Below are 23,282 nucleotides of genomic sequence, written 5' to 3'. Positions count from 1 at the left end.
CGAAGACTCGCGGTACCACCTTTATTCCCACTTCCATGGGCTCTCAAAACATAACGGTTGGGAACAACCGTCTGGACTTACAGATAAAAGTTCAGTCCAGAAGCTCAAAAGCTACCTTCTCCACGGTTCAAATGAGAAAACCTTTCAGCCTTGGGGTTTTCCTCTCTGGCACATCCTCATGGATACTCCTCTTTTTCAGCGCATTTCACATATATTCTCATTATATCTGCCTCTTGAGGATTGTCAAGCGGTTTTCCTTGGCGTCGATGTCCTGATTCTTTTCCAGGTTCTTGAATGCGATGGAAAGCATGAGCTTGATTCGGTTCAGCTGATTGACCTCACTGGCACCGGGATCATAATCGATGGCTGTGATGTTCACGTTCTCATTTTCTTCGCGGAGTTTTTTGATGACCCCTTTTCCGGTAATATGATTTGGAAGGCAGGCAAAGGGCTGCATACAGATGATGTTCTCCACCCCTTCTTCAATGAGCTCCAGCATTTCACCCGTCAGAAACCATCCTTCACCCGTCTGATTTCCGATCTGTACGATATCTTTTGTGATTGCAGCAAGATGTTCAATCCTGCTGGGTGCATGGAACCTCTTGGATGCGGTGAGTGCTTCTTTCATCGGTCTTCGGATACTCTCAATCAGCCCGATGACAGCTTTGCTTGCCATAGCCTTTCCGAGACTGAGATGAAGATCCTCATGCTTTGCCACATTATTGTAGGCACAGTAGAGTAGAAAATCTGTCAGGTCTGGCATTACGGCTTCACACCCATTCTCTTCAATGACCTGAACAACAGAATTATTGGCAGTAGGATGGAATTTCACTAGGATTTCTCCCACCAGACCCACCTTTGGCTTCACAGTCTCTTTCAGTTCCAAGGTATCAAAAAGATCCACGATTCTTCGGACCTGTTTTTTGAAGGATGAGACGGTTGGATTCTTGAGAGCTTCTTCCACTTCTTGGCTCATGGTCTCGTAGAGTGCATTGGCAGAACCTTTGATGACTTCATACGGGCGAACCCGATAAAGCACTCTCATGAGAAGATCGCCATATAGCAGCGCCTGAAGAGCGCCGCTCAGTGTTTTCAGATCCAGGTTCATTCCGGGATGTTTCTCAAACTGCTGAACGGACAGCGGAATCACAGGGATTTGAGAAAATCCGGCATCTTTCAGGGCTTTTCTGAGAAATGCCACATAATTTGTAGCCCGGCAGCCACCTCCAGTCTGTGTGATGAGGCAGGACGTGTTGTTTACGTCATACTCCCCGCTTTTCAGCGCTTTGATCATCTGCCCCACCACCAGAATGGAGGGGTAGCAGGCATCATTATTAACATATTTCAGCCCTTCATCCACTGCTGCAAAGTCCGTATCCGGAAGCACCACCACATGGAAGCCCTGGTTCTTGAGAACAGCTTCCACGAAACGGAAATGTATGGGTGACATCTGTGGACATAGGATGGTATGTTTTTCTTTCATTTCTTTGGTGAAGAGAGGCCGGTCATAGGTCAGCGGCGCATCGGTTGAATGGATCCCATTGCGGATCCGTTCTTCCATGGTTGCCTTGAGTGACCGGATTCGGATTCTTGCAGCACCAAGATTGTTGCCCTCATCAATCTTCAGGAGGGTGAACAGTTTGTTTTTGCTTCTGAGAATTTCTTCCACCTGATCGCTGGTTACTGCATCAAGACCACAGCCGAAACTTGTGAGCTGAACGAGCTCCAGATTCTCTTTTTTGCTTACATAGGCAGCTGCACGGTAGAGCCTGTTATGATAGGTCCATTGATCCACCACGCGAAGTGGCCGTTCTACCTGAGACAGATGCGCTACAGAGTCTTCAGTCAGTACAGCCATCCCCTGCTCTATGATCAGATTCGGAATGCCATGATGCACTTCTGGATCCACATGGTAAGGTCTTCCTGCAAGAACAATGCCCTTATGACCCGTTTCATCCAGATACCGGACCACTTCTTCGCCTTTCTGGCGGATATCCTTCTTATAGGATTCCACCTCAATATACCCTTTTCGCACAGCTTCCTTTACTTCTGAAAGAGAGATGGGGTAGTGCTTTGAAAGGACATCGTATAGTTTTTTCGAGAGGTGCTTCTGATCCTGAAGGTTCAGGAACGGATGAAGAAATTTCACCTTGTTTAAGTGAAGAACATCCATATTGTTTTTGATTACTTCTGGGTAAGAAGTGACCACTGGACAGTTATAGTGGTTGCTGGCACCTGTGTCTTCTTTCTCCTCGTAGGGGATACAGGGATAGAAGATAAAATCTACATTCTTCTCCGCCAGCGAAGCAATATGTCCATGGGTCAGCTTTCCGGGATAGCACACTGATTCTGATGGTATGCTGCTCATCCCTTTTTCATAAAGAGTCTTGGAGGAAGCGGGGGAAAGCACCACCCGGAACTTGAGACTGTCAAAAAAAGCAGCCCAGAATGGATAGTTCTCAAAAAGATTCAGCACCCTAGGAATTCCCACAGTACCTCTGCTCTCCTCCACTTTTGTAGAAGGTTTGTAGCGGAAGGTTCTCTGGTATTTATAGTCATAAAGATTTGGGAGTTTTTCTCGTGTGTTTTTGGATGACAATGGTCTTTCACAACGGTTACCAGTAATATACTCCTCTTGTCCTTCTTTAAAGAAAGTGATGGTTAGAGGACAGTGGTTATTGCAAAGTTTACACCTTCTCATTTCAGTTTTGGGATGAAGGGAGTCGAGTTCGCTAAGAGATAGCAGTGTAGTTTCTTTACCGGTATAACGATCCCTTGATATTTTTGCTGCGCCAAAGGCACCCATGAGTCCTGCAATATCCGGACGAATGGCTTCCCTTTCAGAAATAAGCTCAAAAGCACGAAGAACGCTGTCATTGTAGAAGGTACCACCCTGTACAATGATTTTCTCTCCCATGGATTTGGGGTCTCTGGCTTTAATGACTTTAAAGAGTGCATTTTTGATGACAGAATAAGAAAGCCCAGCGCTGATATCAGAAAGGCTTGCACCTTCTTTTTGGGCTTGTTTTACTCTGGAGTTCATGAAAACAGTACATCTGGAACCAAGATCCACAGGTTCACTGGAAGACACTGCAGCTTTCGCGAAGCTCTTCACACTGCTTCCCAGGGATTCTGCAAAACTTTCGATAAAGGATCCGCATCCTGAAGAACAGGCTTCGTTCAATAGAATCGAATCGATGGCACCATCTTTGATCCGGAGACACTTCATATCCTGTCCACCAATGTCCAAGATGAAATCCACTCCTGGAAGAAAGTGGTTTGCTGCCTCGTAGTGGGCTATGGTCTCAATCTCGCCAGTGTCAATCCCCAGTCCAGCCTTCAGGAGACCTTCGCCGTACCCTGTTACTGTTGAATGGGCGATATGAACATCGTCAGGCAGAAGATGATAAAGCTCCTTCAGAACTTTCAGAATCTCTTGCAGCGGGTCACCCTGATTGCTTCCGTAATAGGAGTACAGGATATTGAGGTCCTCATCTGTGAGCACCACCTTGCTTGTGGTGGAGCCTGAATCAATGCCTAGAAAAGCAGCACCTTTATGAGAGGCAAGGGGTTTTCGGGCAGCCTGTGCGCTGTGATGTCTCTCCTGGAATGTCTGGTAGTCCTCCTCGCTCTTAAACAGTGCGGGAAGTCTGTGGACTTCTTTTTGAAATACATCTTTCAGTTTCCCTGCTCTTTGCATCAGGAGATTGAGCTCATGAGGATAGTTTCCTTCTGAGCTTAAAGCGGCACCTAAGGCAACATAGAGCTCTGCATTTTCCGGCTCCAGGATGTCCTCCGCCTTCAACTGAAGAGTCTCTATGAAGCGTTTTCGCAGCTCTGGAAGAAAATGCAGTGGCCCTCCAAGAAAGGCAATCTTTCCTTCAATTTTTCTTCCGCAGGCAAGACCAGAGATGGTCTGATTCACTACTGCCTGGAAGATGGAAGCAGCTAGGTCTTCCTTTCTTGCTCCTTCATTGAGCAGCGGCTGAAGATCTGTTTTTGCGAACACACCACATCGTGCAGCGATGGGATAAATATAAGTGGCATTTTCTGCCAGTTTGTTCAGTCCCTGGGCATCTGTTTTGAGAAGAGAAGACATCTGATCGATGAAAGCACCGGTACCACCTGCACAGGTGCCGTTCATTCTCTGTTCTACAGCGCCTTTGAAATAGGTGATTTTCGCATCCTCTCCCCCCAGCTCTATGGCAACATCTGTATCGGGAATCATGGCTTCTACAGCCTTTGTTGATGCGATCACTTCCTGGATGAAGTCAATTTTCAGCCAGGAAGAAACAGACAGGCCACCAGAACCTGTCACAGCCACATAGACTTCCCTGTCTCCAAAGGCATCGTGGATCCTTTGCATGACATTCACCACGGTACTTCTGATATCTGAAAAATGACGTTCATACGAATGATAGATCATCCGATGATTCTTATCTGTAACAACAGCTTTTACTGTTGTGGATCCAACGTCCAGCCCTAAATATATTTTATCCAGCATGAAGACTCACCTGCTCCGTCTTTGTTGTATTTTGAATATAGAAATAATTATAGCACTGACAAAAAATAAAGAAAGAGTATAAAAGTTAATATTTATTTCTCAATCCTGAGTGAATCTAAAAAGAGATTTCAGTTAAAAAAAAGAACAAACCATCTCTTGCAAGATGTTTTGCTCCCGTTAGTATTCCTCATCAGAGTCAGTAAGAATTTTTCTCAAGGTGGTGCTGATGAGCTCGTATTCATACCCTTTTCCCGCGAGGAAAGTATAGAGTTTTGATTTTAGTTTGAAAGGGTCCTGTTCTCTTTTACACAGCTGATCATATTTCTTTTTGGCCAGTTTGAAACAGGTCTCTTCTTCAAGACTGCTGTCTTTTAAAGATTCTAGAGCCTGATGAAGCACTTCTTTGTCCACTCCTTTATGAAGCAGTTCAAACTTTGCTTTTTTCTGGCCCCTGGACCGAAGCTTTTCTTTCAGGTAAAGCTCTGCATAACGTGCATCATCTAGAAGATTGTATTCTTTCAAAAGGGAAAGAACTCGTGCGATGGTGTCTTCATCAAATTCTTTCTCCCGGAGTTTCTTCTGAATCTCCTCTTCCGTTTTCATGGTCCGCTCCAAACTTCTAAGGGCTGTTTCTCTTGCCCGGATGAAGGTATCTTCTTTCGCTATTTCTAATAGAAGATCCGTATCGATCTTCATGCCCTTCACAAGACCTCTTTTATAAATCAGTTCTTTATCACAAGAGAGCAGAAACTCTTCATCTGCAAAGATGCTGACTCGGCTGCTGTTTTTCTTGTTTTCAGAAATCTTCGTTATTGTCTTCATGTTCCTCCCCTCTTAACCTGTAAATGGTTGGCGATGTAAAAATTTTCTTTGCAATGGTCATGATATCCTTCAGCGTCACATCTTTCAGCTTCTCCAGATCCTTCTGGAAGGAAAGTGGATCTTCTTTGCTGAGCACAGCATCCAGCATAAAGGATGACAGGTCGCTGTGATGGTGAAGTGTGCTGAAGATGCTGGTGGTTAGCACCTTCTTCATCAGCAGCAGATCCTCTTCTTTAAAGTATGCACCCCGTTTGATCTCCTCCAGAATGTGAAGAATCAGTTCCTCAGCTTCTTCGAGACGCTCGTCAGGGATCTGAGTGTAAATCATGAGATTCTGCAAAGGTTCTGTCAGCTCCAAGTCCGAATAGACATCATAGGCAAGTCCACGATTCTCTCTAAGCTCTCTAAAAAGAATAGAATTCCCACTGACACCAAGCTTATAATTCAGCACTCTAAGGGGAAGCTTCTCTTCTTCTTTGATTTCAAAGGTGTAGAGAAACCCCAGGGCGGACTGTTCCATATCTTTGTAGGAAGTATGAATACCCGGTGTGTTCTTTTCAAAGGTCACGTTTTTCTTCGGCTGCTGACCTCTTTTCCATGTGCCGAAGTGATTTTCAACCATAGAAACAGCCTCGGTATGAGGCAGATCGGACACTAGGACTAGAATGGAGTCATTGGGAATATAGTGCTTCTGATGGAAAGAGGAAAGGTCTTCCGCTTTTAAAGCGGAAATGCTCTCTTTGGTTCCAATGACATCATATTTCAGCGGGCTTTTATTGTAAGCCTTCTCGTATAAGAGCTTATGCGTACTGTCTTCCGCATCATCCAGGGAGGCTTTCAGTTCCGAGATGATTACGGTTCTTTCTTTTTCCATCTCGCTTTCGTTGAAGGCAGGATGCTGGACCATATCAGAGAGCAGCATCAAGGCATCTTTCAGCTCGCTGGTCATGGCTGAGACTGTGAAAACTGTGGAAATATAGTCTGTATAGGCATTGAAATCGCCTCCAAGATGCTCAATCCTATGATTCAGGGTTTGGTTATCCAGAGTGTGCGTTCCTTTAAAAAGCATATGCTCGATGAAATGGCAGATTCCTTTCTGAGGGATGGGTTCATGGAGTGCTCCGATACGGATGCCTAAGTTGAGTGAAAAAAGACTCCCTGGTTTCACCACTGTCAGTAAAGTAAGTCCATTTTCAAGTGTACATTGTCTGTAATCGATCATATCTCTTTAATCTCCAATTATGATAGTTTTTTCTTTGCAACAACAATGAGAGGTGTGGAGGATTCTGTATAGGGCTCTTTCTTGAAGCTGCCATAAAGATGTATTTCCTCAAAGCCCACTTCCATCAGCACATGGACGAGCTCCTCTTTTTTTAGGGGAAACAATTGGACTGACGCTTCTTCCGTTTCACCATGAACATTCAGTTGTGATGAAAAATCAATAAGATGCGCCTCGGCATCATACTTGTAGTTCCGCGTAAAAGTCAGGCTGATATCGGGCACATGGATGGTGGGAAGATGGTCTATATTCTCTTTCAGAATCCGGTCATAATTGATGATCTGGATCATCAGATCTCCTTCATCATGGAGGAGGCTGAACGCTGTAGTGATGAAGCCTTTGATCTGGTCCAGTGAATTCAAGTGCACCAGTGAATTTCCGATGATGAAAATCCGTCTTAATCCACCCTCATGCACAAGATCCATATCCAGCATGTTTGAAACGATGAAATCTCCCTGTATTCCCTGTTCTTCTGCTTTTTTTTCTGCGATCCGAATCATGGACTCTTCCAGATCAAGACCACAGGACAGGATGCCTTCTTTTCGAAGAGCGATGGTATAAGTGCCTGTACCGCAGGCGACATCCAGCACTTTATCCTGGGGATTGAGCCCCTCACGGATGAAGTCATAGGTGGAATTCTGAAACGGGAATATAAAGTCATAGTGTTTTTCAAGAATCTCATAAAATCTCATCAGTTTTGCTCCTCTACTACGCATCTCTGTCACCGGTATGACACAATACAATACTATAATACAGTATACAACAAGAGTCCTGAAAATTATAGCCAGAGTGTTCAGATACCTGAACACTCTGGAATTCCCCCAGGGTATGATGATATAATGGTTAAAACTGAACTGGTACACCGAGGGGGATATTATGAATTACAAGTATACAGAAATCATGGATTATTTACGTTCTGAGATTGACAAGGATGTTTATAAGGATAAACTTCCTTCCATCCGTGGTCTTGCGATAAAGTTTGGCTGTTCAAACTCAACAGTGATCAAAGCATACAATGAGCTGGAATCCCTGCAACTGGTTTTTTCAGCGCCAAAGAGCGGGTACTATATCAATAAGAATAAAAAGAGAAGTACAACAGAATATGATTTCTTCTCTGGTGTACCCAATAATAAGAATCTTCCCCTGGCATCTATGAAGAAAATCTATGACCAGGTGCTTGAAGAGAACAACCAGAACCTTCTGAACTACAGCTATCCCATGGGATACAACCTGCTGAGGGAACATCTGCTGATGGAGCTGCATGATCCGGAGGTTTCGCTGGAATCTGTACTCATAACAGAGGGTGCCCAAGGTGCCATAGACCTCTTACTGGGGGCTGATCTTAGAGAGAAAAAAGTGCTGGTGGAAGATCCAACGTACAACATTGTCCTTTCTTATCTCAGGATCAAGAACATACCCCACGAAACCGTGACCAGAACCAAAGAGGGTCTGGATCTGATACAGCTGGAAGAACAGGCTAGATCAGGAGAGTTCCAGTTCTTCTACACCATCAGCAGAAATCATAATCCATTGGGAACAGACCTGAAAGAGAAAGAAATGAAAAAAGTTCTGGAGCTTGCCCGGAAGTATGATTTCTATATCATTGAAGATGATTATCTTTCAGAATTATCAAAGGGAAACACATTTTTCAGTTTGGGAAAAGAGCGTACCATTTATATCCGCAGCTACAGCAAGACCATCAGCCCTTCTTTGAGAATTGCTTCTGTCATTGCACCCATGGAGATTGCTAAAAAGCTGTCCTACAATATCACCTATCTGAATGGTGGAGCTCCCCTCTTCAATCAGGCCATTCTCCTGAAATATCTGAAGTCTGAGTTTTATATGAAAGATATGTCTGTATTGAAGGATCGGGTGAAGCAAAATATCATGATTTTTAAAAATGCGCTCCAGGGATTTCCATTTGATTATTTCATTCCTGAAACGGGCTTTTTTGCAAGTCTTTATTTTCCCAAGGACTTCAAGCTGAAAACCCTTCTGGAGGGATTGCAGGTGAAAGGATACAGATTCCGTGATCTGCAGGGGTTTACCAAACAGGAAGACCGGAAGATACTAAGAATCAGTCTAACGAGGGTGGAACCCAATGCGATGAATACAGCCATTAAGGAACTTGTGAAGGAAGTGCTTCTCATGAAGGGTGACAAGGATGACAAAAACAAGATCTATATTTAGCAATCTGAAAGGATGAAGTGAAGATGGATAAACATATTCTCATTGTGGAAGATGAAAAAAGGCTGCGGGATCTTCTTCGCGATTATTTAGCGAAAGAAGGATATCATGTGGATCTGGCCTCTCATGGGGAGGAAGGCCTTCATATGGCTTTGGAGAAAGACTTTGATCTGATACTTCTGGATGTGATGATGCCATTTATGAATGGATTCGATATGCTCAAAGAGCTGAGAAAAAAGAAAAGCACCCGGGTATTCTATATTACAGCCAAAACCATGGATGAGGATTTTGTCAAAGCCTATGAGATTGGTGCGGATGATTACATCTCAAAGCCCTTTTCGTCAAAGATTCTGGTCATGAAAATCGGGAATCTCTTTAAACGTTTGGAACAAGAAGATACGCTGCAGGAAGAACTTGTCTTTGGCCGGCTGACCCTGCATCCGGGCGCTCAGAGAGTCTATGTGGAGACTTCAGAGGTATTCCTGACCAAGAAAGAATTTGAACTGCTTCTTCTTTTCACTCAGAATAAGGACCTGGTTCTATCTAGAGAGTTGATTCTTGAAAAGGTCTGGGGATATGATTATGAGGGGGATCTGAGGGCTATTGATACAAGTGTCAAGAGGCTCAGAGAGAAGCTCCAGACAGCTGCAGCTTATGTGGAGACGGTACGGGGATATGGATACAGATTCCGGGTGAGTGATGATGTTTAGATCTATTGCAAATAAGCTGACGTTGATTCTGATTGTTCTGATGGGCACACTGCTTCTTGGGTCGATGCTTTTTATGTCTTACTCTTTTGAGTCGTATTACACGGTAACGAAGAAAACAGCGCTGGAAGAGAATCTTCGGGCCTTCAGAAATCAGGGAATATCCCAGAGTGATACCTTTATCGAAGCCATCAACAATTTTGAGACCCAGAACAACACACGTCTTTTTATTTTTGGACAGAATGGACAGCTCCAATATATGGCCTATGGAGGCAACAACATTGAAGGAGATTATATTGAGATCATCAACAGGTTCTTCAACGATCTCATTCGAGATCCCTCTCTCCGGGAGAACCTCCTGAAGGGCCGGGAGATCTTAAGCAGAGAATATGAACGGCAAGATGGCAGTATCCGCTATTTTTTAACGGCTGGTTCCATTCAGGTTGGTGATTATGAATCTTTTGCCATTTCCATCAGTTCAATGCTGCCGATCAATGAGTCCGCAAGAACGATTAAAAATTACTTTTTTTATGTTTTCTTAGGTGGCTTTATTGTGGTGGCAATCCTCGCGTTTTTTGTGTCTAAAACCGTAACAAAACCCATCAGAAAACTGATTCACACATCCAAGGAGCTTGCAAACCTGAATTTCGATGTACCCATAGAAAACAGGCAAAAAGATGAGATTGGAGATTTGGCGCAGAGTCTGTCCACCCTCTCCTTTAATCTGAAAGGAGCACTGATGGAGCTTCAGGAAAAGAACAAACTTCTGGAGGAGGATATTCTGAAAACCCAGAGACTGGAGAATCAGAGAAAGGATTTTATCCGCGATATTTCCCATGAGCTGAAGACGCCAATCACACTGATACAAGGTTATACAGAGGGTCTCATTGATGGTGTAGCGTCTGAAAGCAAGGATGAATATCTCTCCATTATTTTGGATGAGACCAAAAATATGGAAAAACTTGTGAAAGATATGATAGAACTGAACTATACAGAATCCGATTCCTTCACAGTATCCATGGAACCAGTGCATCTCAACAGACTCGTGGTGAATTGCACCTCACCTTTTTTAGAAATCTATGGGAACAAGATTCATTTTGAGTTCAGGATGCCCGTCAGTTACATGATTTTTGGGGACAGCAGCAAGTTGTCTACTGCCTTGAGAAATATCATGAAAAATGCTATTACCTATACGGAAGAGAAGCCTGAAGCTACGGTGATGATTTCTCTGGAAAAAACACAGCATGGCTTATCTCTTAAAGTGAAGAACTTCCCAGCACATATTGAAGAAGCAGAACTTCAGAATCTGTGGATCCAATTCTATAAAAAAGATCAGTCGAGACAAAGAAAAGAAGGAAGTTCAGGACTGGGCCTTTCCATTGTGAAGAATATTCTGGAGAAGCACAAGTACCAGTACAGCCTCTCTAATGATCAGGAAGGTGTTGTTTTTGAAATTCTTTTCAGTGAGTATAAAGAATATGATACAAATCCGCACGAATAGCCCATGGCTGGTTTACTAAGAACATCGAATCCTACAGTAAAACACCCTTGTGAACAAGGACGCGAATTCCGCGCCAAGTTCACAGGGGTGTTTTTGTTTATAAATATAAGGCTATAAGGTGAATCCGCCATCAATGGTCAGAACCTGGCCCGTGATGTAGGTGCCTTTCAGTACCAGAAAGGCTGCAAGGTCTGCAATCTCCTCCGGAGTAGCCAATCTGCTGAAAGGGATATCCTCCGTAAAAGTGCGCATCTCCTCCGGTGTCAGATTGGAAAGGAGCGCTGTGTTAACCCCTCCTGGTGCAATGGCGTTCACTCTGATGTTCATATGGGACAGCTCTGCAGCAAGGCTTCGGGTGAACTGCTCCACGGCACCTTTTGTCATGGAGTAAGCCACTTCCATGGAAGCTGCTCTGGATCCCCAGATGGAAGAAATGCTCAGAATGGACCCTTCTCCTTTTGAAATCATCTCAGGGATGATCTCTTTTGTGAGATAAAATAATGGCTTTACATTGATATCAAATAACCTTTCAAATTCCAGCCCCCTCATCTCGTGAAAGAGTGTTCGGCTGGAGATGCCTGCGCTGTGTATGAGCACATCAACCGCACCATGATGGTTTAGAATCTGCCGGAATGTGTAGGGATATCCTTCCGTGTCGCTAAAATCCAAACTATAAATGGAGACAGGTACATGAGATGAAAGCTCTTCCTTCAGATGATGGGCCTTTTCGAGATTTCTCGAAAAAATAAGGATAAGTTCATAGCCAAGGGATGCGAATTTTCGTGCAATCGCTTCTCCAATTCCCCCTGTTGCTCCGGTAATCACCGCTTTTTTCAAACAATCGCCTCCTTACGTCTTTCTAAATTATAACAGAGTTCTTTAACGAAACGAAGAAGGATCCCCATAATTGGAGATCCTTTCCGAGGGTATTTACTGCTGAGATCTTTTCTCCCCGATGATGTCTGCAATGGCTGCAATGCTGCCAAGAGAGTTCAGAGTGTCCACAGGAAGAATGAGTTTGTTCGCTGGATTTGTTGCCATTTCCTTCAAGGCTTCCACTTGTTTCAGCGCAATGATTCTTGCGTCTGTACCAGATTCGATGATGGAGGCGTTCACTTTTCGGATGGCTTCAGCCTCAGCGGTGGCGATGGCTTCAATAGCTCGGGCTTTACCTTCCGCTTCCAGAAGCTGAGACTCTTTCATACCTTCTGCCAGCCGGATGTTCTTTTCTTTTTCTGCTTCAGCGCGCAGGATGTTGCTTCGTTTTTCACCTTCTGCTCTGGCGATACTAGATTCTCTGTCTCCTTCAGCTATGAGAATAGCAGCTCTTTTCTCTCGTTCAGCCTTCATCTGCTTTTCCATAGCGTTCTGAATCTCTTCCGGTGGTACAATGTTCTTGATTTCTACAGACAGAATTTTGATTCCGTATGCATCGGTGATGGAGTCAACGATATCCAGAAGTTTCATATTGATCCTGTCACGTCCGGCTAAAACTTCATCCAGTGACATATCACCGATGATGTTACGCATATTTGTGATGGTAGAGTACATGATACCAGATACATAATTTTCAATGTTGTAAACTGCATCTTTGGGATTCAGCACCTGATAAAAGATAACATTATCCACACTGATGTTGACATTGTCTTTGGTGATGACATTTTGAGGCTGGATGTCAAGGATCTGCTGCTTCATGGAGATTTTTCTTCTGACATAATCCACAAAAGGCAGTATGACATGCCACCCAGGCTGAAGGGTTTTGTAGTATTGTCCGAACCTTTCAAGTACATAGACGGAACCCGTATTGACGACTTTGATGGAACTTAAAAGCACCACCAGAATGAGTAGTAGAATGACTGCTGAAATAATAATCCATGGCATGTTAGTTTTCCTCCTTACGAATAATTAATTTGTTGTCTTCAATCTTCAGAACACTGAAACGTTCCCCTGGTTGTACAGGGTCCCCGATGTTTTTCAGGTTCCAGTAGATTCCATTGATTTTTTGCTGCACTGATCCTGTGATCTCTTTTTCAGCAATAAAGGTATGTCCAATGATTTTATCCACCAAAATGGGATCATTGGGAATGTTCCTTTTGATATACTTTCTGCTGATTTTATTGCCGATGATGAGGGCAACAAGACCAATCAGAAAAGCAATCAGCATCTGAATCCAAAAATCCACATAGAATCCTGCAAGCCAGGCTGCAAGAAATCCAATGCCAATCCATGAAAACAGAACATTGCTGGTCATGAGATCCAGAACGGCTACAACAATAATCAGAATGAGCCAGATCCAGTTCATATTCATCTCCTCCTTATGTTTTATAGTATAACACACAAATAGTATAAAATAAAGCTTTAAGCGGTAATTATTAACCTATAATAAAATAAATTAAACTATTTTTAGGAATGATGAAGTTGGCTTCTTGAGCCTGCACTACTTTTATGAAATATTGGTCTACAATTTACGTGAAATTATGAATAAAATGTAAATTATTTTCATGGTGAGAACTACTGGAATATTCCAAACATGATGAAACCCTCATATTTCAAAGGGTTTCATCAATTATGTCAGAATTTGATTGAAATTCTGGTGAACTCGCAATATGAAATCTATTACAAATGAAAGGTTGTTCATGTTATGATAAGAGTGAAAATAATGCTTGCCAAAACCTGTGTATCTGTTGATATCCATGTAGTTGAGCAACATTTGAATTAGGGAGGTCAAAATGAAAGAAGTAGTAATTGTCAGTGCGGTGAGAACTCCGGTAGGAAGCTTCGGCGGAGTGTTCAAAGATGTTCCTGCAGTGGATCTTGGTGTGGTCGCTGTGAAGGAAGCCATCAGACAAGCTGGTATCAAGCCAGAAGATGTCAATGAAGTGTATATGGGATGTATTCTTCAGTCCGGTTTAGGTCAAGGAGTGGCAAGGCAGATTTCTGTGAAGGCAGGAATTCCTGTGGAGGTCCCTGCTACAACAATCAATATGCTGTGTGGCTCTGGTTTGAGAACTGTATCATTGGCTGCCCAGACCATCATTGCAGGTGACAATGATGTGGTTGTGGTAGGTGGTGCTGAAAACATGTCCAGAGCGCCCTATGTATTGAACAACGCTCGTTTTGGATCCAGAATGGGCAATGACACCATGGTGGATACGATGATTCATGATGCGCTTACAGATGCATTCAATGGATATCATATGGGAATTACAGCAGAAAACATTGCTGAAAAATACGGAATTACTAGAGAGGAACAGGATGCATTCGCAGTTGCCAGCCAGAATAAAGCAGAAAGAGCCATGGCAGAAGGAAAATTCAAGGATGAAATTGCTCCTGTGACCATACCACAACGACGAGGCGAACCTCTTGTTGTGGATACAGATGAGTACCCTAAGAAAGGTGTTACGATAGATTCCTTGGCCAAACTGAGACCTGCATTCAAGAAAGATGGTACGGTTACGGCAGGAAATGCTTCAGGAATCAATGATGGTGCAGCAGCTCTTGTGGTAATGAGCAAAGAAAAAGCAGATGAGCTGGGACTGACGCCATTAGCGACCATTGTCTCTTATGGAAATGGCGGTGTAGATCCAAGCATAATGGGTATTGGGCCTGTTCCATCTACAAAAACAGCACTTCAGAAGTCTGGCCTCACCATTGATGATATGGACCTGATTGAAGCGAATGAAGCTTTTGCTGCGCAGGCGTTGGCTGTAGGCAAGGATCTTAAATGGGACGCGGAAAAGGTTAACGTAAATGGAGGTGCCATTGCATTAGGACATCCTGTGGGTGCTTCTGGAGCAAGAATCCTTGTGACACTTCTTCATGAAATGAAGAGAAGAAAGTCAAGCTATGGCCTTGCTACACTATGTATCGGTGGCGGTATGGGTACTTCTGTTGTGGTAAAGAGATAACCTCAAAATTGATATAGAGTGGTTTCCCCACCACCCTTCTAGCCATGACATTTTTTATGTCATGGCTTCCCTTTTTGAACAGGATTTTCATGAAAAATAACTTGGAGCAAATAAGAAAGGCTGTCTTCCGAGGAAGACAGCCTTTTCAGCTTTTCTTATGCAGTGATATCTTTGGGTTTAGCCTTATGAATCATAAGCAGATTCTCGATGGTTGTCTTCGGACAAACTTCGACGCAGGCATTACATTGAGTACATTTGTCGTAATCAATCTTCGCCAGGTTGTTGTTCACATGGATCGCATCGTATTCACAAGCTTTTTCGCATTTCTTACAAGCGATACAGCCAACTTCACAGTTCTGCATGATGTCTCTTGCAGAGTCCAGAGAGTTGCAGGCAACTCGTACTCTGGAATTCAGCGGAACTGATTCTATGATGTTTTTTGGGCATGCTTTTACACAAGCGCCACAGTTGGTACATTTGTTCTCATCTATGATGGCAATACCGTCACGGATGATGATGGCGTCAAACTCGCAGACACCAACACAAGTGCCAAGTCCAAGACAGCCATAGGTGCAGGATTTTGCTCCACCACCTGGAAGTGCCGCAGCGCTGACACAATCCATAATACCATGATACTCATATTTGTCTTTTGCTTTATTGCAGTCACCATTGCACTTCACGTAGGCGACCATAACTTCCTGAGCGTTCACTTTTACGCCCATGATATCTCCGATCTGATTGGCTACAGGGTTTCCGCCAACGGTGCAAAGAGATGGTGAAGCACCCTGAAGCGCAACGCCCTTTGCATAGGCTTCACACCCAGCAAATCCGCATCCACCACAGTTTACACCAGGAAGAACCAGAAGGATTTCTTCAACTTTGGGCTCCTGCTTCACAGCAAATACTTCTGCTGCATATCCGAGAAGTACCGCTAAGACGATACCTAATCCAGCCATAATGGCAATTGGAATCAATATTTCAGTCATTGTTTCATCCCCCCTTCTTTAAATCATACCTTGGAAACCAAGGAATGCGATAGCCATAAGGCCAGCTGTTACAAGTGCAATAGGCAGTCCTTGGAATGCCTGAGGAATGCTGGAAACACGATCGAGCTTTTCACGGATGCTTGCCATCAGAACAATGGCGAGGAAGTATCCAAGTGCAGCCCCTACTGCGTTGGTTAAGCTTCCTAACAGGGAAAGCTTCTCCTGCACATTGAGGAAGGTAACTCCGAGAACAGCGCAGTTCGTTGTGATGAGAGGCAAAAAGATTCCAAGTGCATCATAAAGCGCTGGACTGATTTTTTTGATGACCATTTCCACGAACTGTACAAGAGCTGCGATGACTAGAATGAAGGCAACTGTCTTCAGATAATCCAGATCATAGGGTTCCAGAAGAAAGGTGTAGACGGACCAAGTACCTAAAGAGGCAATTACCATAACAAACAATACGGCAAGACCCATACCAATGGAAGCGTCTCTTTTCTTGGATACACCCAAGAAGCTGCAGATTCCAAGGAATCTTGACAGAACGAAGTTGTTGATGAGCATTGCGTTGATAAATATAATGAGCAGGTCCATTAGTTAGCACCTCCATTCTGTAGAACTTCTTTATCGAGTTTGATGTTCATCTTTTCTGATTTAGGAAGGTCGCAACCCATACCACAGCTCTCACAGTCATGGATTTTCAGGGAAGCTTTTCCTTTTTTCAGGTTTCTCTTATTGATGAAAGCCATGATCAACCCTAAGGTAAGGAAGGCACCAGGTGCCAGGATCATGATGTTTGCTGGTTCATATGCAGCTGGCATCACTCTGAGACCCAATACAGTGCCTGCACCAAAGATTTCTCTGAAAAATGCCAGAATGCTCAGCGCAAAAGTAAAGCCAAGGCCCATGCCGATTCCATCATAGATGGAATGAAGCACGTTGTTCTTGCTTGCATATGCTTCTGCTCTACCGAGGATGACACAGTTTACAACAATCAGCGGTATAAACAGACCAAGAGATTTATAGAGGTCTGGCAGGTATGCTGCAAGGAACATATCGATCATGGATACAAATCCCGCAATGACAACAATGTATGCAGGAATACGGATCTTGTTAGGAATATACTTTCTCAGTACGGATATGATTGCGTTCGATAGTATCAGTACTGCAGTGGAGGACAATCCCATACCCAGCGCATTTTCAACACTGGTGGAAACTGCCAGAGTAGGACACATGGCGAGAACCTGAACGAAAATCGGGTTTTCACTGAAAAGTCCATTTTTCAATCTTTCTATCAATGCCAACATATTAGTTTCCTCCTTGCATCAGAACATCATTGTAATAGAGGATGGCCTGATTTACTGCTTTGAATGCGCCCTTTGAGCTTTCGGAAGCGCCAGAGTAGATTTCTACAGTAAGCTCTTGAGTGTCTTTACCCTGGAAGAGCTGTTGGAAGCCTTCCTGCTCAATGACATCTCCAAGACCCTTTGTTTCATTTTGCTCCAGAACGACGATGTTGGAAATTTTCTTTGTGGCATTGTCAAATCCCACAGCGATGGTCATCGGCATGTCCTGATAGTAGCCAGCATGGGATGTGATGACAATATATCCAGTGACTTCACCGGCTGTCTTCACTTCGAAGGTTTGGTATTCCCCTTCAATCTCAACCATCTCATCTCCTGTAAGCAGAAGAGTTTCAATGGTGGCCTCAGGTGCTTTTTCTTCAACAACCTCTTCCCCAAGGATGTTCTGTTTATGGAACTTCACAGCCTCATTGATTGCGCTTGCAACTGCGTTGGAGGAGATCGTTGCACCAGAGACAGCTACGATTTCATTCTCATTTGCAACGGTGCCTTTTACCACCTGAAAATCGGCAGCAGTAGTTTTACCAGTAAACTGTGAGATAAAGGCTTCTTCTGCAACCAAAGCACCTAAACCAGGGGTTTCGGAAGACTGTGTTACTTTTGCGGCAACAAGGTTACCGTCTTTATCAATTCCAGCAAGAATGGTGAGACCTGGTTTGTATCCATTAACGGTCATTTTGTAAACATGACCTATGACCTCATCCCCACTCTTTGCACGATACATTTCGGTGATGACTTCATTTGCTTCGAACTCACCGGCAAAATCTTCAATGGTTTCTGTTCCGGGCATAATCACAGCCAAGTCATCCGCGTTCACGGCATTGTTCATGGCGATCTGTTCTTTGGTAGTCTCGTAGACGAAGGCAACAAGACCTCCGATGACCACGGAGATCACCATAAGGGTCAGACCCAGTGTGATCAGTTCCTGAAGTAAGCTTTTCTTCTTCATTATGCAGTCGCCCCCTTCTTCGTATCTACTTTTCCTTCAAAGAAAGAATCAATAAATGGAGCGAAAACATTGCCGATGAGAACTGCATAGTAGGCTCCTTCGATATTCTTGGACAAGCCAATGAATAAAGATGCAGCCAGTCCTACGAATGCGGCGTAGATCCATTTACCGGGGTTGGTGATGGATGAGCTTGCATAATCGTTGGAAAGGAAAAATGCAATCAAATAAATACTGCTGTTTCCTGCAAGGATTGAAATATCCCCGAGGACAACTGCTGAGAATACAAAGGAGACAAGAAGCACCATAAATGGAACTCTTGCACGGATGATTCCCTTCACTGCAAGGTAGATTCCACCAACAAGGATAGCGATGATGGAAGCTTCTCCTAAGTTCCCACCTGCGCTTCCTACGAGTCTTTCCTGGATTGAAATACCTTCAAACCCTTTGTTCACAACGATGTTTCCATAGGATACCACAGCAAAGATCTTCGCTGCAGCAGCAGGATTCATGAAGTTCTGTCCAAGTCCGCCAAATATCTCCTTAACCAGGGAGATGGCGAAGATGGAAGAAAGAAGTGCAACCCAAAGTGGTGTGTCTACAGGTAAGATGAGTGCGAGGATCAGTCCGGTCACTACTGCGGATAAGTCGTTCAGTGAGTGTTTCTTATGAAGAAGTTTCTTAAAGAGAACTTCGGTACCCATACTGCCAAGCACAGTGACGGCAATGAGGAGCAGACCCTTGATTCCATTGAAGTAGATCCCAGCTGCAGCCACGGGTACTAGGGCAATGATGACATCCAGCATGATTCTGTTGACCCTCAGGTTTGATTTGATATGCGGAGAGGATGCAACGGTTATTTTTCTATTTTCCATTTTTATTCCCTCCTATCTCTTAACCTTTTTTGCTGTTTTGAAAGATTGAAGCAAGTGTCTCTTGGATGGGCACACATAAGAGCATCGGCCACATTCAACACACATGCCACCACGTTTCTTGAAGAACTCATCGAAGTCTCGGACAATGACCAGCTGATTGAGCTCATAGGGCTGTAGACCCATGGGGCAAACGTCTGCGCATCGACCGCACTTAATGCAGTTCATTTCCTCATCGATGGAAACTTCGTTCTCATTGAGGAAGAGTACTTCTCTGATTCCTCTGTTGATGGGTGAATCTGTTGTGAAAACAGCATCACCGGAGAGGATATTCCCTGCCACAATTCTGAATGGGTTTTCCACACCTGCTTTTTCCATAACAAGGTCCAGGGTTGTACCAGACATTACCTTGTATATGCCAGGATTTTTCACTGCTCCGCCATTGATGAGAAGCAGCTGATAATGGGTGAGTCTCTGATCCATAAGACCTCTGGCCACAGCGGGCAGCAGGAATGCATCAATGACCATGGTATCTTTCATGGCAAAATCACCAAATACGTCTCTAGCTGCAAGGTTCATGTCATGATAAAACTGTGTCGGAATTTTAGAAATCAGGCTTACCCCTGAGTTTTTCAACAGTTCGGTGAATCCGATGACTGAATCTGCATCTGATGTGGAAAGCACAACAATCTGAGCATCTTTATAAAGTGACTTCAGAAGGTCTATGCCCCGAAGAAAATCCTGTTTTTCTTTCTCATACAGGTAAGAATCCACTTGTCCATAAAGTCCACTTTCCTGGGCGTTGATCAGGATGTTTTTCGCGGTATCTTTGAAAGACAGCTGCATCCCTCTTTTTCGGTTGGACAGGTTCTGTGTTTCAATGAGGCCTAAGGCCTTAACTTTCTCACGGAGTTCATCCATGGATAACGTGCTGTAGCTAAATACTTCACGCTCTTGCTTTTCGTAAAGACCGTCATTTTCCACTAGGACCACATCCACCTTGTTTCCAAGAAGATCAGTTTTCGTGGTGATTTGTTTTACTGTACCAGAAACACTGGAATATACTGGAACAACGCTGTTGTTCTCTCCTACACCAATGACCTGATTGACCAGTACTCTGTCGCCTCGTTTGACTGTCGGTGAGCATTTCATATTATGCTGTTGAGATAGTGAATATACCATGTTCTTCGGTGCATCCACTTCTATGACTTCACTAAAGTGTTCCGCAACCTTGAACTTGGGCACATGCACTGCTTTTGAAATAGAAAACAGTTTCATATACATCCCCCTATTTTTCAATAAAAATATAACAAATACACTACATAGTATAACATTGTAAACGTTCATTAACAATATTTGACAAGAGATTAACAAGTGTAATTTTAAGAAAAACCGTTGATAATCAACGGTTTTTCAGGATTTCTTTTATTTAACAGTTTTTCAAAATATAGTGAAAAAATTAGTACAGTTTAAAAAGCTGGGAAGATGGATCCTTCGTACTTTTCCTCAATAAACTTCTTGGTTTTCTCACTGTTGAGCACGGTGTTCAGTGCTTTTGTTTTCTCTGAATCCTTATTTTCTTCTTTTACAGCCAGCACATTCGCATAGGGTGATTCAGCGGATTCAATGACAATGGCATCTTCCAGTGGGTTCAGATCCCCTTCTATGGCATAGTTGGTGTTGATTACAGCCGCGTCCACATCCACCAGTGTTCTTGGTAATGCAGGTGCATCGAGTTCTTTGAACTTCAGGTTCTTCTCATTGGAAGTGATGTCAAGCACAGAGGCGATTTCACTGTCTTTCAGCGTGATCAGACCATTGTCCGCAAGAAGCTTCAGTGCTCTGGAACCGTTGGTGGCATCATTCGGAATTGCTATGGTAGCACCGTCTTTCAGCTCATCCAAGGAGGAAATCTTGTCAGAATAGAGACCCATTGGTTCTATGTGGACTTTAACGGTCCAGGTGATTCCTAAATTCTCCTTGCTGTTCATCTCCTCAAGGTAAGGGATATGCTGGAAGAAGTTCGCATCCAGCTGGCCTTCAGATAGTGCGGTATTAGGTAAAACGTAGTCATTGAAGACTTTTACTTCCAGCTCAAATCCCAGTTCCTTCAGGTCTTCTTTGACATTGTCCAAGATCTCAGCATGTGGGACAGCAGATGCTCCAACCACGATTTTTTCTGAAGAGCTTTTTTCTCCGCAGGCGGTCAGAATGGATGTGCTAAGCAGTGCGGCAGTTAGTATAGCAAATATTTTTTTCATTTGATTCTTCCTCGCTTTTTTAATCTGTTTTTTTCTACTGTACTATTTTTAAAAGAGTCTAAATTTTCGGTTTTGCACGATATGTTAAAAAATTATCGTAATGAGTGTTTTATGTTCAATAATTTTGTCCTGATATGAGTCATTTATCGTGTGAGCTTCTGGAAAATCCTATTTCCCAGAGATTGGAACAGCTGTACTAAAAGGAAAATCATAACCACTACAATGATCATGATGGTGTCTTCCCATCTGTAGTAACCGTAATTGATGGCCACAGCGCCTAATCCGCCACCACCGATGACACCAGCCATGGCAGAGTAGCCCACGATGTTGATGAAAATATTCGTGATGCCCTGGACAAGATTCGGCAATGCTTCCACAAGCATGACTCTGAAGATGATCTGTCTGTTGGTGGCGCCGAATGAACGGGCAGCTTCAATGATTCCTTTGTCTACCGTATCCAGTGACCCTTCGATAATTCTTGCGGCAAATGGTGTGGCTGCAATGGTTAAGGGCACGATGGCAGCCACTGTTCCTATCGAAGTGCCTACAATCACTCTGGATAGAGGGAACAGAAGAAACATCAGGATAATGAATGGGAAACTTCTAAAGACATTGATGACAAAATCCAGTGCATTATAGAGGTTCTTTCTGGGAGAAAGTCCCTTTTCTTTTGTATAGATTAGTACAATGGCCAAGAGAAAGCCTAGTACCACAGAAAAAATACCGGATAATACAATCATAAGTAATGATTCATATAAGGCATTCAGATACCCATTAAGATTCATTCTTTATCACCTCCCATTTCAGGCCTCTTTGTGTCAGGTACTCTCTGATACGGTGCTCGTCTTCAGGATGGATATGCAGTACAAGACTTCCTAAAACGCTTCCGTTGAAGTTCTCCAGTTTTCCCCAGACGATGGAGAAATTGATGGCAAGATCACGACTCATGTTGGTGATGATGGCTTCATCACTGAACTCCTTGGTGAAGAAAATACGCAGGTTTGTACCTTTCGGCAGTATCTCAAGATCCTCCTCACCGAGAAGTTTTTTCAAACTGACTTCTGGATTCAGGAAAAGATCTTCCACTTTGCCAAGTGCCGATACTTTACCACTCTCCATGACACAGACACGCTGACAGATTTCTTTGATCACTTCCATCTGATGTGTTACAACAACCAGTGTCAGTCCCAGGGATTTGTTGATTTCCTTAAGAAGGGAGAGAATCTCCTTGGTTGTCTTCGGGTCCAGTGCTGAGGTTGCCTCATCGCAAAGCAGAATCTCTGGATCAAGAGCGAGAGCTCTGGCGATGGCTACACGCTGTTTCTCTCCACCTGAAAGGGATTTTGGTCTGCTGTGGTATTTTTCTTTCAGTCCAACCAAATCCAGGAGAGACATGGCTTTTTCTTTGGAGGAATGCTTCTCCATCCCCCACACTTCCATGGGAAGCATGACATTTTCAAGAGCAGTTTTCTGATTGAGAAGATTGAAATTCTGAAAGATCATACTTACTTTTCTTCTGAGATTTCGGATGCCATCGCTGTCCAAAGAAGCCAGTCTAAAATTGTCAACAACGATATCTCCGCTGGTGATGGGCTCCAGTCCGTTGATGCAGCGAAGAAGTGTCGATTTCCCAACACCGCTCTTTCCGACGATACCAAAAATTTCTCCTTTCATGATATCGAAGCTTACATCATCGATGACAGCTTGCTGATCATAGTTTTTTCGAAGTGATCTGATTTGAATCAACATCTGTATACTCCTTTACTTGGTCTTTTAGGCAATAAAAAAATCGCCTAAGAATAAACTTAGACGATACACATACAAGTTTATTCTCATCTTTCAGCTGTTACGCTGTAGGAATTGGCACCATATACTCTCGTATTGGTTGCCGGGTTTCACAGGGCCTATCCCTCCACCTCTCTGGATAAGAACATAAATTATTGAA

Annotated in this window: 20 protein-coding genes, 1 riboswitch and 1 other annotated feature (1 of these 22 running past the window's edge); of the genes, 4 read left to right on the top strand and 16 right to left on the bottom strand. The window is 43.6% G+C overall.

Annotated features, from left to right (window positions below; genetic code table 11):
* Nucleotides 1-208: a binding site (T-box leader), on the bottom strand (it extends 8 nt beyond the left edge of the window).
* A 12-nt stretch (nt 209-220) separates the two neighbouring features.
* The 4 genes from BM243_RS01380 to BM243_RS01365 all read right to left on the bottom strand — a co-directional run bounded on the left by BM243_RS01380 (nt 221) and on the right by BM243_RS01365 (nt 7,297).
* The gene (locus BM243_RS01380; RefSeq protein WP_074909363.1) at nt 221-4,504 is read right to left on the bottom strand and encodes a 2-hydroxyacyl-CoA dehydratase; all 4,284 of its coding nucleotides are present in this window, start codon (nt 4,502-4,504) and stop codon (nt 221-223) included.
* Nucleotides 4,505-4,681: 177 nt separating this feature from the next.
* Nucleotides 4,682-5,326: a recombination regulator RecX gene (gene recX, locus BM243_RS01375; RefSeq protein ID WP_074909361.1), complete on the bottom strand. Its 645-nt coding sequence runs from the start codon at nt 5,324-5,326 to the stop codon at nt 4,682-4,684.
* The gene (locus BM243_RS01370) at nt 5,301-6,548 is read right to left on the bottom strand and encodes a M16 family metallopeptidase (RefSeq protein WP_074909359.1); all 1,248 of its coding nucleotides are present in this window, start codon (nt 6,546-6,548) and stop codon (nt 5,301-5,303) included. The genes recX and BM243_RS01370 overlap by 26 nt, the downstream gene beginning before the upstream one ends.
* Before the next feature lie 17 nt (nt 6,549-6,565).
* Nucleotides 6,566-7,297: a class I SAM-dependent methyltransferase gene (locus tag BM243_RS01365; protein ID WP_074909357.1), complete on the bottom strand. Its 732-nt coding sequence runs from the start codon at nt 7,295-7,297 to the stop codon at nt 6,566-6,568.
* A 184-nt stretch (nt 7,298-7,481) separates the two neighbouring features.
* On the opposite strand from BM243_RS01365, the gene BM243_RS01360 reads away from it, so the two are divergent.
* From BM243_RS01360 to BM243_RS01350, 3 genes are read left to right on the top strand one after another with little or no spacing between them, the layout of a single operon-like run.
* A complete protein-coding gene (locus tag BM243_RS01360; RefSeq protein ID WP_074909356.1) occupies nt 7,482-8,795 on the top strand; it encodes an aminotransferase-like domain-containing protein in 1,314 nt (437 codons plus the stop codon).
* Between the two features lie 23 nt (nt 8,796-8,818).
* Complete coding sequence (locus BM243_RS01355) at nt 8,819-9,502, top strand: response regulator transcription factor (RefSeq protein WP_074909354.1); 684 nt, start codon at nt 8,819-8,821, stop codon at nt 9,500-9,502.
* Entirely contained in the window at nt 9,495-11,000 is a 1,506-nt protein-coding gene (locus tag BM243_RS01350; RefSeq protein ID WP_074909352.1) for a sensor histidine kinase, read from the top strand. Before BM243_RS01355 ends, BM243_RS01350 begins: the two co-directional genes overlap by 8 nt.
* Before the next feature lie 111 nt (nt 11,001-11,111).
* Here the strand turns inward: BM243_RS01350 and ymfI are convergent, their stop codons facing one another.
* From ymfI to BM243_RS01335, 3 genes are all read right to left on the bottom strand, one after another.
* A complete protein-coding gene (gene ymfI / locus BM243_RS01345; RefSeq protein ID WP_074909350.1) occupies nt 11,112-11,837 on the bottom strand; it encodes an elongation factor P 5-aminopentanone reductase in 726 nt (241 codons plus the stop codon).
* Between the two features lie 93 nt (nt 11,838-11,930).
* On the bottom strand, nt 11,931-12,881 hold the full coding sequence (locus BM243_RS01340) for an SPFH domain-containing protein (protein ID WP_074909347.1): 951 nt from the start codon (nt 12,879-12,881) through the stop codon (nt 11,931-11,933).
* Nucleotide 12,882: 1 nt separating this feature from the next.
* Nucleotides 12,883-13,302: an NfeD family protein gene (locus BM243_RS01335; protein WP_177213433.1), complete on the bottom strand. Its 420-nt coding sequence runs from the start codon at nt 13,300-13,302 to the stop codon at nt 12,883-12,885.
* A gap of 427 nt (nt 13,303-13,729) precedes the next feature.
* Here BM243_RS01335 and BM243_RS01330 point away from each other — a divergent pair, with 427 nt between their 5' ends.
* Nucleotides 13,730-14,908 (top strand): acetyl-CoA C-acetyltransferase, encoded by a 1,179-nt coding sequence (locus BM243_RS01330; RefSeq protein ID WP_074909340.1) that lies wholly within the window; start codon nt 13,730-13,732, stop codon nt 14,906-14,908.
* A 155-nt stretch (nt 14,909-15,063) separates the two neighbouring features.
* Here BM243_RS01330 and BM243_RS01325 read toward each other — a convergent pair whose 3' ends face one another.
* The 9 genes from BM243_RS01325 to BM243_RS01285 all read right to left on the bottom strand — a co-directional run bounded on the left by BM243_RS01325 (nt 15,064) and on the right by BM243_RS01285 (nt 23,083).
* Nucleotides 15,064-15,894, bottom strand: coding sequence for an RnfABCDGE type electron transport complex subunit B (locus BM243_RS01325; RefSeq protein WP_074909336.1), 831 nt, complete (start codon nt 15,892-15,894; stop codon nt 15,064-15,066).
* 18 nt (nt 15,895-15,912) lie between these two features.
* Nucleotides 15,913-16,488: an electron transport complex subunit RsxA gene (rsxA, locus tag BM243_RS01320; protein ID WP_074909333.1), complete on the bottom strand. Its 576-nt coding sequence runs from the start codon at nt 16,486-16,488 to the stop codon at nt 15,913-15,915.
* Complete coding sequence (locus BM243_RS01315) at nt 16,488-17,201, bottom strand: RnfABCDGE type electron transport complex subunit E (protein ID WP_074909330.1); 714 nt, start codon at nt 17,199-17,201, stop codon at nt 16,488-16,490. Before BM243_RS01315 ends, rsxA begins: the two co-directional genes overlap by 1 nt.
* Before the next feature lies 1 nt (nt 17,202).
* Nucleotides 17,203-18,207 carry an FMN-binding protein gene (locus tag BM243_RS01310; RefSeq protein WP_074909328.1) on the bottom strand — a complete coding sequence of 335 codons (1,005 nt, stop codon included), beginning with the start codon at nt 18,205-18,207 and terminating at the stop codon, nt 17,203-17,205.
* A complete protein-coding gene (locus BM243_RS01305) occupies nt 18,207-19,079 on the bottom strand; it encodes an RnfABCDGE type electron transport complex subunit D (protein ID WP_074909326.1) in 873 nt (290 codons plus the stop codon). The genes BM243_RS01310 and BM243_RS01305 overlap by 1 nt, the downstream gene beginning before the upstream one ends.
* 12 nt (nt 19,080-19,091) lie before the next feature.
* Nucleotides 19,092-20,354, bottom strand: a complete 1,263-nt coding sequence (locus BM243_RS01300) for a 4Fe-4S dicluster domain-containing protein (protein WP_074909323.1) — start codon at nt 20,352-20,354, stop codon at nt 19,092-19,094.
* Nucleotides 20,355-20,545: 191 nt separating this feature from the next.
* Nucleotides 20,546-21,337 (bottom strand): MetQ/NlpA family ABC transporter substrate-binding protein, encoded by a 792-nt coding sequence (locus BM243_RS01295; protein WP_074909320.1) that lies wholly within the window; start codon nt 21,335-21,337, stop codon nt 20,546-20,548.
* A gap of 143 nt (nt 21,338-21,480) precedes the next feature.
* Nucleotides 21,481-22,122 (bottom strand): methionine ABC transporter permease, encoded by a 642-nt coding sequence (locus BM243_RS01290; protein WP_074909318.1) that lies wholly within the window; start codon nt 22,120-22,122, stop codon nt 21,481-21,483.
* The gene (locus tag BM243_RS01285) at nt 22,112-23,083 is read right to left on the bottom strand and encodes a methionine ABC transporter ATP-binding protein (RefSeq protein ID WP_074910875.1); all 972 of its coding nucleotides are present in this window, start codon (nt 23,081-23,083) and stop codon (nt 22,112-22,114) included. The genes BM243_RS01290 and BM243_RS01285 overlap by 11 nt, the downstream gene beginning before the upstream one ends.
* Before the next feature lie 83 nt (nt 23,084-23,166).
* Nucleotides 23,167-23,268: riboswitch (SAM riboswitch) on the bottom strand.
* Nucleotides 23,269-23,282 lie beyond the last annotated feature (14 nt).

The organism is Proteiniclasticum ruminis, assembly GCF_900115135.1.
Lineage (GTDB): Bacteria > Bacillota > Clostridia > Clostridiales > Clostridiaceae > Proteiniclasticum > Proteiniclasticum ruminis_A.
Note: the sequence above shows the minus strand (reverse complement) of the source record. Positions and strands in the feature narration are given on the sequence as shown.